This window comes from Robinsoniella peoriensis (assembly GCF_000797495.1).
Lineage (GTDB): Bacteria > Bacillota > Clostridia > Lachnospirales > Lachnospiraceae > Robinsoniella > Robinsoniella peoriensis.
The window spans coordinates 25,273-42,334 of sequence record NZ_JTGN01000020.1 but is presented as its reverse complement, the minus strand read 5'-3'; the positions used below and the strand labels follow the sequence as shown (position 1 = coordinate 42,334).

Below are 17,062 nucleotides of genomic sequence, written 5' to 3'. Positions count from 1 at the left end.
GCATAGAGAATACCGGTAAAGGAGTAAATAATGAAAAAGGTGAAAAAGGTATTGGTAACTGCCACAAACTATTCCAGGTACTGTGCTCCCGGTAAAAAACTGCTGATGGACTATGGGTGTGAAGTCATTGAAAATCCATATCAAAGACCTTTACAGTTTGAAGAATTAAAAGATCTGACCGGAGATGCAGACGGCGTAATCGCAGGTGTAGAATCCTGGAATGAAGAATTATATAAATTGTCACCCAACTTAAAAGGAATTGCAAGATTCGGGGTAGGAGTAGATAATATTGATCTTAAAGGGGCAAGAGACCATGGAATCACTGTTACAAACTGTCCGGGAATGAATGCCCCGGCAGTAGCAGAACAGGCGGTTAGCCTGATGCTATGCCTGACCAGGCAGATTCCCTGTCTGTATAATGCAGTGAGAGAAGGCAGGTGGGACAGAACCATGTCTCATGAACTGCGCAGCCGTACGGTGGGGTTGTTGGGATTTGGTGCGATAGCCAGAAATGTGGCAAAGAGATTAATGGGATTTGAACCCAGAGTGATTGCGTATGATAAATACCCTGATTACAGACAGGCAGAGCAATACGGTGTAGAATTAGTCAGCATGGAAGAGGTGCTAAGAAACAGTGATATTATTTCCATGCATTTGCCGGCAAATGAAGAAACCAGGCATATCATTAACGAAAAAACTATTTCCGAAATGAAAGACGGAGTTCTTCTGGTAAACACCGCAAGAGGAAGCCTGGTGGACGAGGCAGCACTGGCAGAAGCTCTGCAGTCAGGTAAGGCCGGGGGGATGGGGACGGACGTGTTTGAACAGGAACCGGCGGATCTTACGAATCCGTTGTTTTCCTTCCCGCAATACATAGCCACACCTCATACATCAGCGGAAACGTTTGAGAATTGTGAAGAAACTTCTTTGGTGACTGCGAAGGCACTGATTGATATATTTGAGGGCAGAGTGCCGGAAAATAAGTTGAATTAAATATTAAAAATGTTAAAAAAATTAACAAAAAATGAATTTAAATTGACTTCGTGGATAATATAATATATAATGTTATATAACGAGGTGATATTATGGAAGAAAATATAGTAAGACTGATTCATTTAGAAATTAATAATATAAAGAATGTTAACCATGGAAATATTGATTTAGTTTCAAAGGATACAGACAAAAGAGGTGGGAGCGTATTAGGCATTTATGGTCAGAATGGTTCAGGAAAGACTGTAGTGGTTGATGTAATGCTTCTTTTGAAATGTTTGATTAGCGGTAAAATGATACCGTCCCATTTTTATCAGTATATAAGATATCAAAGTGAAACAGCTTCTGTTAAATATTGTTTTCTGATTAAGAAAAACTCCGAAAGATTTTATGTTGAATATGAAATAGAGTTATTAAAAACAGATGATAAACAATTTGTTCTCAATATGGAAAAATTAAGTTCAAAAATTTATATTAATGAAAAAAGAACAAAGCTTACCCCGGTATTCGAATATCATAGAGATAGAAAAGAGTTATTTAGTCCTCTGAAATATTCACAATCTTTATCTAAAAATATAGATGCTATGGTAGCATTAGGGGTTGCGCGGCAACTGTCAGAGAATTTTAATGAAGAAAAGCAGAGATCAGAGATAAGTTCCTTTTTATTTTCTAAAAAAGCTCAGGATATCTTTTCTGATATACATGGTGAAGGTGAAAAAATTTATCAGTATAGTAATATATTACAAAGATATGGGATTAAAGATTTAGCAGTCGTTGAAAATTCTCATTATGGATTATTAGCTTTGAATATTAATACTTTACCTATGAATATTGATTGGCCTAGCAGTATAAAAGGCAAAGCTATGAGTATAATGGTAAATTTAACAGGAATTAATATAGTGCCGAAAATAGTGTTTCCATACTTTGAAAAAACTATTGAGCAGATTAATATTGTAATGAAGTCCATGGTTTCAGAGATAACACTGGAAATATATAATGCATTTGATAAATTAATGGATGATGGACAGGATGGAGTACAATTCGAAATTATTACAATACGAAATGGTGCGAGGATACCATTGTTATTTGAGTCAGCGGGCATTAAAAAGATTATCTCTATTTGCAGTAACCTAATTGCATGTTATAACAAGGAAAGTTATTGCCTGGTTATAGACGAACTGGATTCTGGTATCTATGAGTACTTGTTGGGAGAATGTCTGGAGGCCATGCAGGAGAAGGCGAAGGGGCAATTAATATTTACTTCTCATAACTTAAGACCATTAGAAGTTTTAGATAATGATTCTTTAGTATTCACAACAGTAAATCCTGAAGAAAGGTATTTAAAGACATCATATATTAAAAATACACAAAATACAAGACTATCATATCTTAGGGCTATTAAATTAGGTGGACAGAAAGAAAAATTATATAATGTTACGAATATTTATGAAATAGAAATGGCAATGAGAAAGGCCGGAAGGGTAGGTGTAAATGAGTAAAAAGGTTATATTGCTGATGGTTGAAGGAATTACTGATGAAGATGCTCTTGCACTGGTTTTTTCGAAAATCGCAAAAGAACACGAGCTAGAATTTGATGTACTCAGAACAGATATAACAGCCAAAGATGATATAACAGTGAAGTATATCGATGAAATTATAAAGAAAGAAGTGGATTTATATTTTAAGAAAAATCCATTTATTGAAAAAGAAGATATACTTAAAATTGTACAGATTATTGATACAGATGGAGCTTTTATATCTAGTTCTCAAATAAAACAGTCAACAAATGACAAGACAGAATATTATGATAACTATATAGGTGCAAAAAATAAAGACCGGTTAATAAGAAGAAATATCAGTAAAAGGAAGATTGTGTATCATTTGTCTAGAATTTCAGAACTTCCGGATTCATTTCCATATGAAATTTATTATTTTTCAAGGAATCTGGAACATGTCCTTCATAACATATCGAAAGATTTGACAGATGATGAAAAAGAAGATTTAGCTTTTGAAATAGCAGATCAGTATAGTGAAAAACCTATGGAATTTTTGAGATTTCTCAAAGAAGGTGAGTTCGCCATAGGGGGGAGTTACGAAGAATCATGGGATTTTATAATGAAAAATGGTAATTCACTTAAACGATATTCTAATGTAGCTTTATTTTTTCAACGTTTAGGAATTGAGTTAGATGATGAATATGCAACGGAAGCGAATAAATAAAAAAGGCTGGCAGTCAGAATAATTCTGATTGCCAGTCATTTTTTATATGGAACATATGATGTATAGCTGGCACTTTTTTAATCTCCACCAAAACCTCCTCATCTATTAGAGTTGTACAAACCCCCGCGAGCGTTTATAATAAAATCATAATTTAATTCATATTCGTCAAGGAGGACATGCAGTTGAAATTCAACGATCTATCCATCAAGAAAAAGTTTTTTCTGATATTGCTGGTGTTTATTATCCTGCCTTTTTGCTGCATCAGTTTCTGGCTGTATAATATGATTACCAGCAGCTGGCTGCAAAAAGAGTATGAAAGCCAGTATAATCAATTATCGGTGGTATCAAAGGCAGCCGAAATCCAGCTTAAAGAATACGAAAGAATTATTGGCACCATCTATAATGATGAAGATATTTTAAAGAATCTAAATAAAAATCAGAAGATCCCGATTGATTACGTGGAGATTACGGAATTTCTGCGTAATCTGTTAAAGAGCGCAGACCATATTGACGGTGCCTACTTTTTCGCGGCGAACGGAGAGACCTATTTTCAGGATAGCTATTCAGGGGCATCCTATATTGACGTTTATCATTCTCATCCGGAATGGATGCAGAAAATAGATGAACTGGATGGGAGTCTTGGATGGATTTCCACGTTTCAGGTGAAGCCAAAGGGAAGCACTAAGGAGGAAATGAGTTATATATCCTGTGCCATGCTGGTAAAAGATATCAGTCATAACTGGGCGAAACGGGGAGAATTTATACTGAACATAAACATTGATTTATTTGAAGATTTATTTGAAAAGCTGGAAGTAAAAGATAAGTCCACATTATTGATAGCGGATGATATAGGGAATATCATCTGGAGTAACGATGCATCCTTAGATGAGTCCCTGGATAAAAGTGTGTTGTCCGATATCCTGAAATCGGAAGATAGTTATACGGAACAAAATTACAGGAATAAGCCTTACATAGTTGTAAAACAGGCGTCCGCTTATAATGACTGGAATTATATATCAATGATTAAAAAAGATGAGGTGCTGAAAACAAGGGAATGGGTTGTTTCCGTTGTTGCAGCACAGATTCTGTTAGTATTGCTGTTCTGTGTTTTCGGGGCTGTGGCAATACAGGTATATATTATCAAGCCGATACAGAAAATGGTGGTTGTGATGAATACGCCGGATCCGGATTTTATGAAGAATAAATTGTATATTGATCAGAAGGATGAGGTGGGAAGCCTGTATCGAAGCTTTAATGATATGAACAGCCGGATCTTAAATCTGATTGAGAAAAATAATGAGGCGAATAAAAAAGAAAAGGAATACCATATACAGGCACTGAATGCCCAGATTAATCCGCATTTTATGTATAATACACTGGATACTATTAATTGGATGGCAAAGGATTTAAAGGCAAAGGATATCAGTAAAATGATTACTTCTCTTTCCCGGATTTTAAGATATTCCATCAGTAAGAAAGAGGATATTGTAACTCTGGAGGAGGAAATAAACTGTATTAAAAATTATCTGAACATTTACGAAGAGCGTTATGAGAAGGCTTTTACTTCTGAGTTCCAGATCGATGCCGATATCCTGGAGTATAAAACCTTTAAAATGCTATTGCAGCCATTGGTAGAAAACAGCCTGACCCATGGATTTTCCCGTCAGATGAAAGGAGGACATATACAGATAATAGGGAAAAAAGAAGGGGAGGATGCTGTGCTTCGGATTATCGATAACGGAGCAGGGATGACCAGGGAAAGAATATTTTATGTCTTATCACAAGACAGTGACAGAATAGGACTTAGTAACATCAATCAAAGATTAAAACTGCTGTACGGGGAAAAATACGGTTTAATAATTGAAAGCACGCCGGAAGAAGGCACTGAGATTATCATACATTTTCCGCCAAAAGCAAAAGAGATGTAATATTGGGGGGGAACAGCAATGTTAAAAATACTGGTTGTTGATGATGAACCGAGAGTAAGGAGAGGGATCTCCAATCTGATACAGGAATACGATGATAAATATGAACTTGCAGGCTGCTGTGAATCTGCGGCAGAGGCTATTGAATTTTTTACCAGGGAAGTGCCGGATGTTGTGATCACCGATATTAAAATGCCTCATATGGATGGCTTGGAGCTGATTAATTATCTGAAGCACCGTTACCAGAATCTGGAGTTTGTGATTTTAAGCGGATACGGTGATTTTGAATATGCAAAGAAAGCACTGCAGTATCAGGTATATGATTTTTTGCTGAAGCCGGTAGAGGAAGAAGAATTCTATAAGGTACTGGATGCGATTGCGAAAAAGAGAACTGAGAAAAAGATGGAAAATCAGGAGAGTGCGGAGGATAATCATTTTTTTAATCTTTTGAAGACAAGTGCTAAGGAGGAGGAACTGCATTATTTAAATGTATTGGGATTTACCGAAAAAAAAGAACTTCACAGAGTTATGATTATTGAGACACAGTATGTTAATGCAGCGGCACTGAAATCAGTGGGCGGAATGAAGCGGCTGCTAAAACAGGAGATATATTCCGATCTTAAGGTTTATAACTGCTTTGATAAACAGTCCGTGCTGATCTGGAACCGGAAATGGGACCCTGAAGAATTTGCAAAGAAAACCGAGCTGCTTCTGCAGAATTATAACTGTAAAGTACTCGTAGGGGTCAGTGGGGAAGCGAGTGACTATTTGATGCTGAAAGAGCAGTATATGCAGGCATTGGTTGCATTAAAGAACTGCATTTACCAGCGGTTTCAGACCATTTTCACTTATGACAAAGACCGGATGAATCGGGAAATACGGTTTCCGGACGAGATTATGGGGAGAATGGTAAATGCGATGAAAAGCCTGAATGAAGAAGGGCTGTGTGCACATATTAAGGATCTGATGAGCGTTTATAAGGAAAGCAACTGCAGTATCCTGAGGCTTAAAAATCATATGATGTTCCTGGGTACTAATTTAGAGCGGTTGTGTGAATCCTTCGGCATAGATCCGGGATATAGTAAGAATATCCTGTCTTTCACCGCCAACATTGAAGAAATGAAAACTTTTTCTGAGCTGGAGGAGGTATTAAGCAGCAATATCGCTGAAATATCTGCAGGAATCCGCCAGATGAAAGAGTATAAAACAAAATCTTACCGGATGAACAATATTATGAAATATGTGGATGAAAATTTTACCCGGGATATTTCTTTGCAGGAAGTGGCAGAGTATGCAAACCTTTCGGTTGGGTATCTGAGTAATTATTTTAAGACCGAGGCAGGCATGAACTTTGTAGAGTATATTACATACCGAAGGATGGAGAGAGCAAAGGAGCTGCTGGTCAGCACCAATGATAAGGTCTACCATATTGCGGAACAGGTAGGATACACCAACTCCCAATATTTTACCACGTTATTTAAAAAACAGATCGGAGTAACACCGGCTGAATACCGGCAGTATTTATAGAGGATTTATAAAACAATAGTAGTGTGGGGGCAGAAGCAATGCGGCTTTTGTGCCCATATTTTTATGCTGATCTAGCACTGCTCCTAAGCCTATGACGTATGTGCAATTCCTCCACACCCCACCTTTGTGAGATTCAGTCTGCTTCCCAACAAAATACCTGAATAAAACAAATTTATAACAAATTCCACACAAAATATGAAAAAAACAAAAGGAATGTAAAATATTTAAAATAGTAATTAAAATTCAGAAAAGCTATAATACAAGTGTAAAGAGAAGCAGGGAACTGGAAAGACGTCGCCAGTCATTGCAGAATGCCGAGAAATAAGGAGGATTCAAATGAAGAAGAGAAGCAGGTTATTATGTGGTGCGTTGGCTTTGACAATGGTGGCAGGAATGCTGTCGGGATGTGGAAAAGGTATGGGAAAAGAGACGGGAAAAGAAACCGGGGATACACAATCAAAAACAACAGCGGCTGCCGGTGATACTAAATCAGCAGATGCTAAAGAGATTACATTCTGGATGTTCCAGGAAAATGCGGAATACGATTTCTTTAAGAAATACGTGGATTTGTATAATGAAGAAAACCCGGACGTACACGTTAAAATGGAACAGATCCCCTGGGAAGATTACAATGGTACAAAAATGGCAACGGCATTTGCCTCCGGCACAGGTCCGGATGTCTTTCTGGTAGCCCCTGGACTATTTTTGAAATACGCAAATTCCGATATTCTTGCACCATTAAATGATTACATCAAACCGGAAGTACTATCGGATTTCTCAGAATCATCCCTGGACGGAGTGAAAATAGGAGAGGATATTCTGGCTATTCCTTTTGAAATGGAGTTCTTGGGATTGTATTATGATAAAAAGGCTTTGGCAGAAGTAAATAAGGAGGCTCCCAAGACCTGGAATGAGATGTATGATGCGGCAAAAGCATTGACAACAGATACCAGATCGGGACTCACCTTTGAAACAGTGAAAGGAACCCATCAATTATTTGAATGGTATCCTTTCCTGTGGCAGACGGATAATGATGTGTTCAATGAAGAGAAAACAGCTGCAAAACTGAACCAGCCGGGAGTAATAGAGAATTTAGAACTGAAACGGAAAATGCTGGAGGAAGGCACTGCCAATCTGAAACCGAGCCGAAATAATACGGAAATCGGAATACTGGCTGATGGAGAAACGGCAATGCAGATAAACGGCTCCTGGGCAATTACGAAGCTGGAGCAGGAGTATGCGGATTATATTGATAATGTAGGTCTGGTTCCACTTCCGATTCCGGAAGGCGGTCATGCATCTACCGTTGCCGGCGGCTGGAAAGTATGTGCAAATGCCAATTCCAAATATCCCGAAGAGGCAGCCAGATTTGCCACATGGCTGTTTGCAGATGATGTATCCCATGGGGAGGAATGGTGTACTGAGGTGAAATTTGCCTACTCACCAAGAAAGTCAATTGTGGAAAACAACAGTGACATCTACCAGAAGGGACTGCGCTCTGTATTTACCAATGAAATCTTTGGAACGGAAAAGGCAGAGAAAAGGCTCCCGGCTGAAATATCAACTATTTTACAGGATCTGCTTCAGGCTGCATATTTTGATACCAGTACGGACATTACAGAGGAGGTTATTAAGGCAGAGGATAAGATCAATGAATTCCTCGCCAGTTATGACGGCGAATTATAATCTCTAAACGATTAGATCATTGAACTGATACAGCGTGATTAACGCTGTATCAGAATTACAGAAAAGAGGGGCGGCATGAAAAAACGTAAAATTAATAAAGGTGAAGCTCTGACGGCGTATGCTATGCTTTTACCGGATGTTCTGGGACTTTTGGTGTTTGTTTTTATTCCTATCCTGTATGCTTTTTATATCAGTCTGCACGATTGGACCGGATTATCCGCAATGACTTTTGCAGGGCTGAAAAATTATCAGAAACTGCTAAACGATGATTTGTTTTTAAAAAGTTTATGGGTAACCGTAAAATATACCTTAATGTATGTTCCGGCTGTATTTTGCTTAAGCCTCTTGGTTGCAAGCCTGTTAAACAGCCTGAACAAAAAGGTGCAGTCATTTTTTAGAACAGCATTTTTTGTTCCCTATGCAATTTCTACGGTTATTGCAGGTCTGATGTGGTCCTTTATGTATGATCCCATGAAAGGATTCTTAAACCAGATTATCAAATACTGCGGAGGTGAAAATCAAAAGTTTCTTGCTTCCACCACCCAGGCACTGCCTTCGGTAGTAGTGGTAGGCGTATGGCTGGTATTGGGATATAATGCTATTTTATTTCTGTCTGCCATGAAAGACATACCGGCAGAATATTATGAGGCGGCAGACATTGACGGAGCAGGCAGCATCCGCAAATTTTTTACAATCACGCTTCCATTGCTGAAAGATACTACCGTATTCGTAGTTGTAATGTGCGCAATTGCTTCCTTTCAGGCATTCGACCAGATTAAAGTCATGACGGCAGGAGGACCGGCAAATGCTACTACCACATCTGTTTTATACACTTACCGGCAGGCATTTGAAACTAACCAGATGGGATATTCTTCAGCTTTGGCATTTGTATTGTTCTTAGTAATTATGATATTTACCTTACTTCAAATGAAAATTTTAAAGGGCAGGGAAGATTAAGTTTTATGCCTGCGCAGGCAGGCGGATGGGAGATTATCATGAAAAAAAAGACCAGGCAGCAGATTATTCTTATTGTGATAGCTGCCATCATAGCGATTATTATTGTATTTCCGATATATTTTCTGGTTATCAGTTCGTTTAAACCATTGGGGGATATTTTCAATATGGATATCTTTCCGGATTTTTCCACATTATCCTTTGATAATTACAGGACGGTTTTTCAGGAAGAAAGCTTTGGCGGATACATTTACAATTCCTTTTTTGTGGCAACCATAGTAACCGTTGTGGCCCTTATCTTTCATGCAATGTCAGCATATGCACTGGCAAGGCTGAACTTCCTTGGGAAAAATGTCATTTTCACCTGGATACTAAGCACATTAATGATTCCGTTTTCTGTAATTATGATTCCGTTGTTTATTATTGTACAGAAAATGCATTTAATTAATAACCTTTGGGGAGTTATTATTCCTATGATTCCCAATGCCTATGGAATCTTTTTATTCCGGCAGTTCTTCCTGGGAATTCCCAAGGAACTGGAGGAAGCGGCAAAGATAGATGGGGCATCATACTTTGGAGTTTTTTGGCGGGTGGTTCTTCCACTGTCTAAGCCCATAGCGGTAACCCTGGCAATATCCTTTTTCCTGGCAAACTGGAACAATTATCTCTGGCCATTAATTATTGCACAGGACAGATCATTGTGGCTGGTACAGATAGCAATTGCCAATTTCAAGACTTCACAGTCCGTAGAATGGAATCTCGTTATGGCAGCTTCCTGCATCGCGGCACTGCCCATAATCATATTATTTTTTGTATTTCAGAGATATATTACAGACGGAATAAAAACTGCGGGCATTAAAGGATAACGGATAAAGGATAACGGATAAAGGATAACGGATAAATGATAAATGAAAAAGGTTAAATGAAAAAGGATGACTGCAATCAGATACCACTAAAATATTATAAAAGAAAGGAACGCCCAGGGAGATTATGGATCCGGACAGTATGGGCGGTATTGCAGAAAGTCTGCAATATAAGGTGAAATTATGAACTATTCCAACATACCATCATCACTAAATACATTAGCGATTAAAAGAGATACAAAGCGAAAGAGGGTTTCCAGTTATGATAAAAAGGGCGGCAATGATGACCGTGTTTATATCCAGCCGGGTAAAACTTTTACGATCTGTGACATTAAAGGTGCAGGCTGTATTAACCACATTTGGTTTACACTGGCAAATGACGGGTTTATCCAGGAAAAGTATAATCTAAGAAAACCGGTCCTTAAGTTCTACTGGGATAATGAAGAGGAACCAAGTGTATTGGCACCCATCGGGGATTTCTTTGGTATGGGTCATGCTATGTGCAAGAACTTTGTCAGCGCTCCCTTACAAATGAGTCCGGAAGACGGACGGGCATTTAACTGCTGGTTTCCGATGCCTTTTGCTGAACGTGCCCATCTCACCGTCGTAAATGAATGTGATACTACATTAATCTTATATTTTTATATTGATTATGAAGAGTACGAGGAACTACCGGAAGAAATGCTTCGCTTCCATGCATTGTGGAATCGGGAGTTGCCAACGAAGGGTGTGACAGAAGAGAATTTTGAGACCCACAGGGACTGGTGCTTTGAAGGGGCAAATTTAACGGGAGAAGACAATTATGTATTATTTGAAGCTTCCGGAAGAGGTCATTATGCAGGCTGTAATATTAACATTCATAATCTCAATTCTAATGGTCTTTGGGACTGGCCTGGTGAGGGCGATGATATGATCTTTATTGACGGGGAGCCATGGCCTCCAAGACTTCATGGAACCGGAACCGAAGACTATGTAAATATGGCATGGTGCCCCCGGCAGGAGTACAGCGCTCCCTATCATGGGTTAATACTGGGGGGAGAAGATAACTGGAAGGGGAAGATTTCCTATTACCGTTACCATATTCAGGATCCGATTATGTTTGAGCAGTCCATCAAAGTTACAATTGAGCATGGACATGACAATCACAGAAGCGATGACTGGTCAACGACTGCATATTGGTATCAGACAGAGCCGCATGCAGCCTTTGCCGAAATACTGCCTGTGGAGAAGCGGCTCCCTATAGAGGAAGAAGAGTTTAATTGGGAAGGAAAAATCTAACAAATAATTTTAAAACCTAAAACATACTATTATATTTAAAAAAAGCGCAGCATATTACAACTACAGGTTGTAGTGCTGTGCTTTTTCGTACCGATTTGCTGTTAACAACGCAACGCTGTACTGGCATGGACATTATGCTAAAAACCATGGATAAAAAGTTTCATGGAAAAGAAAACAAATTATTTTCTATGCTCTTTAGTGTAATGTCCATGTTCAAATGCGGACCTCGTATGATAGGATTGAATTATCAAAAAACGGGAGGAAACAAATATGAAACGGAAGAAATTAACAGCTCTATTATTAGCATCTGCAATGGCAGTGGTAACCTTTACAGGCTGCGGGGGTTCAAACAGCACCCAACAGGCGGACGATCAAAAGACTGCTTCGGAAGGCAGTGAGACAGAAAAAAATGATAGCCAGGTTGAGACATCAAAAGAATCAGGAAAGGAACAATCAGGTGACAAACAGTTTGAAGGTGTAACGCTTACCTTGCTGAACCGCTCATCCGCCACACCGAAAGGAGTACTGGATCAGGCATGTGCTGTTGCAGAAGAAAAATTCGGTTTTAAAATCGATATTGAACCCTGCGAGGAGGACAACGTGGTTAAGACCAGACTCGCTACCGGTGATTGTCCGGATCTGCTGATTTATAATACGGGAAGCCTGCTTTCTTCGCTCAATCCCGCAGAGTACTTTATTGATCTTACCAATACAGATATGGCGAAGACCTTCGATGATGCGTTTAGCCAGGCGGCAAGCGTGGATGGCGTGTTATATGGCATCCCCCAGTGCGACAGCATGGGAGCCGGAGTCTATTATAATAAAGAACTGTATAAACAATATAGTCTGGAAGTACCAAAGACCTGGGATGAGTTCCAGTCAAACCTGAAGACCTTGAAAGAGGCAGGAGTTACCGGAGTCGGAACGGCGCTGAAGGATGTAGTCTACGCCCAGCTTCCATTCCTGGCGGACAATTACCAGATCCTGCATGATGAGCCGGACTTTGCAAAGGAATTTACCGCAGGGAACATCAAATTTGCAGATTCCAAGGCAGGGCTCAGAACCTGGGAGAGATATGAGGAACTAGTTCCGTACTTTAACGAGGACTGTGCTTCTGTTACCATCGAAGAGATTGCAGAAAGAATATTCAGTAATGAATGCGGACACCTGATCAATTTCTCCAACCAGATTCCTACCTGGAGTGAGACTTATGGGGACGATATCAACAAACTGGGATTCTTCGCACTGCCGGGGGATACACAGGAGCAGACCGGACTGACCATCTGGCCTTCCAATGGTATTTATGGGAATAAAAACAGTGAAAATGTGGAAGCAATTCAGGCATTCTTGGATTGGTATGCATCTGATGAGGGAATGGATACCCTGACTTCCTTCTATACACCAGCCGGCGGCTTCCATACAGGATATGAGCCAAAAGGGGAGTCTCTGGACCTGATCAAAGAGGTACAGGCATATTATACGGAAGGAAATACAGCTCCGGCCCTTGAATACCTGACACCAATCAAGGGTGCAAACTGTCCGCAGATCTGCAGTGAGATCGGCAGTGGACAGACAACTGCCAAAGAAGCGGCAGAAGCCTATGACGAAGACTGCAAAAAGGCAGCTATGCAGCTTGGAATGTGGAATTAAATGTAAGAAAACGAGGTGGCTGTCCCAGTCGGCAGCACCTCTTTTTTTACCCTTGGATATCCCGTAATGCGCGTTCCGCTTTCAAACTACTTATTAAGACAGTATCGCAGGCAGGCCTGCGATATGCAGGAGGTATAAGGTTGAAAGAAAATTATGATTTGGAAAGGAAGCCACARTGTGATTCTTTCAACCTGTTTTATTGTGGCAGTATCGCAGGCAGGCCTGCGATATGCAGGGGGTATAAGGTTGAAAGAAAATTATGATTTGGAAAGGAAGCCACAGTGTGATTCTTTCAACCTGTTTTATTGTGGCAGTATTGCAGGCAGGCCTGCAATATGCAATGGGTATAAATATGAGTAAAAATAAAACATATTCGAATTGGTTTTTTGCTCCTGCGATGGTTATTTTCCTGGTCTTTTTTATTACACCTCTGGTCATGGGATTTTATTTCAGCCTGACGGTATGGGATTTTAACGGAGCAACTTTTGTGGGACTGGATAACTATAAGATGTTCTTCTCTGAGCGGTCACTGAACATCAGTATTAGAAATACACTGATCTATGCAGTTCTGACCTCTGCATTAAAAACAATACTTTCATTTTTTATCGCTATATTTCTTACCAGTGCCATTAGAACAAAAAATATGATCCGCTCCATTGTATTTTTCCCCAATCTGGTAAGTGCAATTGTAGTAGGAATTACGTTTTCCACTTTTATGAATTACTCCAAGGGATTGTTCAATAAAATTATCGGATTTTTCGGAATTGCCGGGGTTGACTGGCTTGGAGAACCTTCGGTAGCCCTCTACTCAGTTATCTGGACCGATGTTTGGAAAGGGCTATCCATCGCCACTGTAATTTTTGTGTCAGGTATTGTAAGTATTGACAAAACATTCTATGAAGCAGCGTCCATAGACGGCGCCAACGGATGGCAGAAAATGAAAAGCATTACCTTGCCCCTCTGCCGCCCGGCAATGAACAGTATTATTATTCTTTCTTTTATTGGGGGATTAAGAAGCTTCGAGCTGATCTGGTCCATGACAGGAGGGGGACCCGGTTTTGCCACAGATGTACTGTCCTCCGTTATTTACAAACAGTATGCATCGGGATTCTATGGAATATCCACAGCCGGTAATGTGATTATGCTGGTACTGGTATCATTGCTTGCATTCCCGCTTCAGAAATTCCTGATGAGCAAGGAGGTGGACTGAGATGAAACGAAAAAAAAAGCTTTTGTTGTTTGGTGATATCATTGGGATGCTTGCTGCGATTTTAATTTTTGTAACGCCATTTATTTATATGTTTATCAATTCCCTGAAAACTGCAAAAGAAGCAAACCAGTTTAGCTTTGCGCTGCCCGAGAAGCTGATGTGGAGCAATTATGTGGAAGTATTTAAAGAGAGTAATTACATTCTGCTTACCGCTTTTAAAAACAGCATTCTGCTGACCGTATTTTCTGTAGCTGGTCTGGTGCTGGTCTGCTCTTTGGCGGGATATGTGCTCCAAAGGCGACAGGATAAAACGACCAATTTCGTAAATATGCTCATTATGACAGGGCTTATAATCTCTCCTGCAGTGCTGCCTACGATCTGGGTTCTAAAGGGATTACATATATACAGAACCCTGTTGGGGGTAATATTAGTGCAGATTGCCACCGGAATACCTTATACCACCATGCTGTACCGGGGCTTTATTTCCAGTATTCCTAAGGAGCTGGAGGAAGCGGGCTGTATCGATGGCTGCAATCCCAGAGTTATGTTCCGGAAAATCATTTTTCCTCTGCTGAAGCCGATTACGGCAACCGTGGCAATATTAAACTCGGTAAATTATTTTAATGATTTTACCACTCCCCTTTATTTTTTACCGGGAAAAGAAAATATGACAGTGCAGATGACTCTTTATTATTTCAAGGGGAAATACTCCACCTCTTACAATCTCCTGTTTGCGGATGCTCTTGTAGTTACAATTCCGCTGCTGATAATATTTATTTTTCTGAATAAGAAGATCATGGATGGAATGGTAGCAGGTTCCGTTAAAGGGTGAGCGCGAAATTTACCGGAAAGGTATCTGGAATGATTCTATCCCGGGAGCTGCTTTCGTGATACAATAATTCCAGGAGTGTGTCTGTAAAATCAGTCCCGCAGCCTGCATGAATACACTCCGGGAGGAGGGAACGGCATGAAGTTTCAGACAAAAATGAGAACCGTATATGCCATACTGGGGATATTGACCGCAATTGTAGCAGGATATATCTATTATTCCATCAGTATGGAGAAAATAAAAGAGAGGGAGATGCAGAATCTTTCCATCAGCGTCCGGCAGCTGAGCCAGCAGTATGACGAGCTGATTCAGTCCATGAAAGATGTGAGTTACTATCTGCTCAGCGATGCGGACACTTTGACGGCGATCACTACCATTTCTACAATGGAAAGGTCTGAGCGGACAGAAAGGTATTTCCTGAATTCAGAGGATACGATTTTATCTCAGGAAAACAATGACTATATCAGTAAGAAATTTTACCGGGTGGTATTCTGCAACGATAATTGTGAACCGATTGCCAACCACAATATGGATGACAGGAAAATCCGCAGGCATCTTGATTATAAAAAAATGCCATGGTATGAAAGGGCAAAGGACAACCAGGACACATTTACTATACTTGGAATGCATCCGGATACCTGGGGTGATAAGGATAACCTGAAGGTATTATCTGTTGTAAAGGCAATACAGGGAAGAAATATGGGGTATATCGAAGTTCAGATGAGCCTGGAAGATGTCCGGAACAAACTTCAGCTGGGTGACACAGACTTAAACGTATGCCTTTTGGACGACAAGGGTGAGGTTATTTACCAGAATGGGGATGTGGATCTGGATTTTTGCAGAAGTCTTCTGCAGCGGGACAACATTCCGGCGGATACTTTTAAAGGAAGTCAGGGAGCCAGATATCTGGCTGTGGGAGAATATAACGTGGATGCGGGAACTACGGTTATGGTCTATAAAAACAGTTCCGTAATTCAGGAAGATTCCTCCTATGTGATATATATGAGCTTTTTCCTTATAGGAGGGATGCTGCTGTTTTCGCTGCTGTATGTAACCGTATCCACCAGGCATCTTACAAAACCCATGATCCGTCTGCAGGAGGCTTTTCAGAATACCAGTCTGGAAACCCTGACCCAGTCCATGGATCTGGATCTGAAGGACGGCAATGATGAATTCCGGAAAATGGGACAGGTGTACGAGGATATGAGGAGCCGTCTGCACACGGCGATTCAGCGGGAAAAACAGTTGTCCACCCTGCAGCTGCAGACCCAGTTTGACGTACTGCAGGCTCAGGTGAATCCTCATTTTATCTATAATGTTCTGAATGTCATTTCCGGCAGAGGCAGTCTGAACGACGATGAAGTGATCTGTGATATCTGTGATGAACTGGCGGGAATGCTGCGGTATTCCACCGATACGAAAGAAAAATATGCCACGTTGAAAGCGGAGATCACTTACCTGGAATTATATTTCTCATTGCTCAAATACAGGTATAAGCACAAATTGGAATACACCCTTGAACTGGATAAGACCGTAGAAAACCAGATACTTCCCAAGCTGGTTATCCAGCAGCTGGTGGAAAACAGCATCAATCACGGCTTTCAGAATATCAGCGGGATCATGAGGATTTCGGTAAGCAGCTACAAAGACGAAAGCCGATGGTATATCAGAGTCAGTGACAACGGAGAGGGATTCTCTCCGGGTGTAAAAAGAGATTTGGATGACAAGATGAATCAGTTAAAAGAAGACCTGGCAGATAATTTCCAGAATGTAGAGATGAGGATCGGGGGAATGGGACTTTTGAACACCTTTGCCCGGCTGTATCTGCTGAATGGTGATGACCTGGTCTTCCGGATTCAGAATAAGGAGGAAGGCGGAGCCGAGATTATCATTGGGGCGGCGCTAAAATAGGAAAGGAAAGATGAAAGCA

The 17,062-nt window shown here is 40.3% G+C and carries 13 protein-coding genes; all 13 read left to right on the top strand.

Annotated elements, in window-relative coordinates:
* The first annotated feature begins 30 nt into the window (after nt 1-30).
* The 13 genes from QR40_RS26895 (at nt 31) to QR40_RS26835 (ending at nt 17,043) form a co-directional block, all read left to right on the top strand.
* The gene (locus QR40_RS26895; RefSeq protein ID WP_052431079.1) at nt 31-993 is read left to right on the top strand and encodes a phosphoglycerate dehydrogenase; all 963 of its coding nucleotides are present in this window, start codon (nt 31-33) and stop codon (nt 991-993) included.
* Between the two features lie 92 nt (nt 994-1,085).
* Nucleotides 1,086-2,489: an AAA family ATPase gene (locus QR40_RS26890; RefSeq protein ID WP_044297616.1), complete on the top strand. Its 1,404-nt coding sequence runs from the start codon at nt 1,086-1,088 to the stop codon at nt 2,487-2,489.
* Nucleotides 2,482-3,210, top strand: coding sequence for a hypothetical protein (locus QR40_RS26885; protein WP_044297615.1), 729 nt, complete (start codon nt 2,482-2,484; stop codon nt 3,208-3,210). Before QR40_RS26890 ends, QR40_RS26885 begins: the two co-directional genes overlap by 8 nt.
* Before the next feature lie 182 nt (nt 3,211-3,392).
* Nucleotides 3,393-5,138 carry a sensor histidine kinase gene (locus QR40_RS26880; RefSeq protein WP_044297614.1) on the top strand — a complete coding sequence of 582 codons (1,746 nt, stop codon included), beginning with the start codon at nt 3,393-3,395 and terminating at the stop codon, nt 5,136-5,138.
* Nucleotides 5,139-5,156: 18 nt separating this feature from the next.
* Nucleotides 5,157-6,662 carry a response regulator transcription factor gene (locus QR40_RS26875; protein WP_044297613.1) on the top strand — a complete coding sequence of 502 codons (1,506 nt, stop codon included), beginning with the start codon at nt 5,157-5,159 and terminating at the stop codon, nt 6,660-6,662.
* 336 nt (nt 6,663-6,998) lie between these two features.
* Nucleotides 6,999-8,348 carry an ABC transporter substrate-binding protein gene (locus QR40_RS26870; RefSeq protein ID WP_027295818.1) on the top strand — a complete coding sequence of 450 codons (1,350 nt, stop codon included), beginning with the start codon at nt 6,999-7,001 and terminating at the stop codon, nt 8,346-8,348.
* Between the two features lie 75 nt (nt 8,349-8,423).
* Complete coding sequence (locus tag QR40_RS26865) at nt 8,424-9,305, top strand: carbohydrate ABC transporter permease (RefSeq protein WP_044297612.1); 882 nt, start codon at nt 8,424-8,426, stop codon at nt 9,303-9,305.
* 38 nt (nt 9,306-9,343) lie between these two features.
* On the top strand, nt 9,344-10,168 hold the full coding sequence (locus QR40_RS26860; RefSeq protein WP_027295820.1) for a carbohydrate ABC transporter permease: 825 nt from the start codon (nt 9,344-9,346) through the stop codon (nt 10,166-10,168).
* Nucleotides 10,169-10,348: 180 nt separating this feature from the next.
* Complete coding sequence (locus QR40_RS26855; RefSeq protein WP_044289628.1) at nt 10,349-11,443, top strand: glycoside hydrolase family 172 protein; 1,095 nt, start codon at nt 10,349-10,351, stop codon at nt 11,441-11,443.
* Nucleotides 11,444-11,713: 270 nt separating this feature from the next.
* Nucleotides 11,714-13,093 carry an ABC transporter substrate-binding protein gene (locus QR40_RS26850; RefSeq protein WP_044297611.1) on the top strand — a complete coding sequence of 460 codons (1,380 nt, stop codon included), beginning with the start codon at nt 11,714-11,716 and terminating at the stop codon, nt 13,091-13,093.
* 307 nt (nt 13,094-13,400) lie between these two features.
* On the top strand, nt 13,401-14,303 hold the full coding sequence (locus tag QR40_RS26845; RefSeq protein WP_242849150.1) for a carbohydrate ABC transporter permease: 903 nt from the start codon (nt 13,401-13,403) through the stop codon (nt 14,301-14,303).
* 1 nt (nt 14,304) lies between these two features.
* On the top strand, nt 14,305-15,135 hold the full coding sequence (locus QR40_RS26840) for a carbohydrate ABC transporter permease (protein ID WP_027295823.1): 831 nt from the start codon (nt 14,305-14,307) through the stop codon (nt 15,133-15,135).
* A 135-nt stretch (nt 15,136-15,270) separates the two neighbouring features.
* Nucleotides 15,271-17,043 carry a sensor histidine kinase gene (locus QR40_RS26835; RefSeq protein WP_044297610.1) on the top strand — a complete coding sequence of 591 codons (1,773 nt, stop codon included), beginning with the start codon at nt 15,271-15,273 and terminating at the stop codon, nt 17,041-17,043.
* The last annotated feature ends 19 nt before the right edge of the window (nt 17,044-17,062 follow it).

Excerpts from the sequence above, each read along its gene's own strand:
- QR40_RS26865 (WP_044297612.1), top strand. The coding sequence starts at position 8,424 with ATGAAAAAACGTAAAATTAATAAAGGTGAAGCTCTGACGGCGTATGCT.
- QR40_RS26890 (WP_044297616.1), top strand. The coding sequence starts at position 1,086 with ATGGAAGAAAATATAGTAAGACTGATTCATTTAGAAATTAATAATATA.
- QR40_RS26875 (WP_044297613.1), top strand. The coding sequence starts at position 5,157 with ATGTTAAAAATACTGGTTGTTGATGATGAACCGAGAGTAAGGAGAGGG.
- QR40_RS26850 (WP_044297611.1), top strand. The coding sequence starts at position 11,714 with ATGAAACGGAAGAAATTAACAGCTCTATTATTAGCATCTGCAATGGCA.
- QR40_RS26885 (WP_044297615.1), top strand. The coding sequence starts at position 2,482 with ATGAGTAAAAAGGTTATATTGCTGATGGTTGAAGGAATTACTGATGAA.
- QR40_RS26860 (WP_027295820.1), top strand. The coding sequence starts at position 9,344 with ATGAAAAAAAAGACCAGGCAGCAGATTATTCTTATTGTGATAGCTGCC.
- QR40_RS26855 (WP_044289628.1), top strand. The coding sequence starts at position 10,349 with ATGAACTATTCCAACATACCATCATCACTAAATACATTAGCGATTAAA.
- QR40_RS26870 (WP_027295818.1), top strand. The coding sequence starts at position 6,999 with ATGAAGAAGAGAAGCAGGTTATTATGTGGTGCGTTGGCTTTGACAATG.
- QR40_RS26840 (WP_027295823.1), top strand. The coding sequence starts at position 14,305 with ATGAAACGAAAAAAAAAGCTTTTGTTGTTTGGTGATATCATTGGGATG.
- QR40_RS26895 (WP_052431079.1), top strand. The coding sequence starts at position 31 with ATGAAAAAGGTGAAAAAGGTATTGGTAACTGCCACAAACTATTCCAGG.
- QR40_RS26835 (WP_044297610.1), top strand. The coding sequence starts at position 15,271 with ATGAAGTTTCAGACAAAAATGAGAACCGTATATGCCATACTGGGGATA.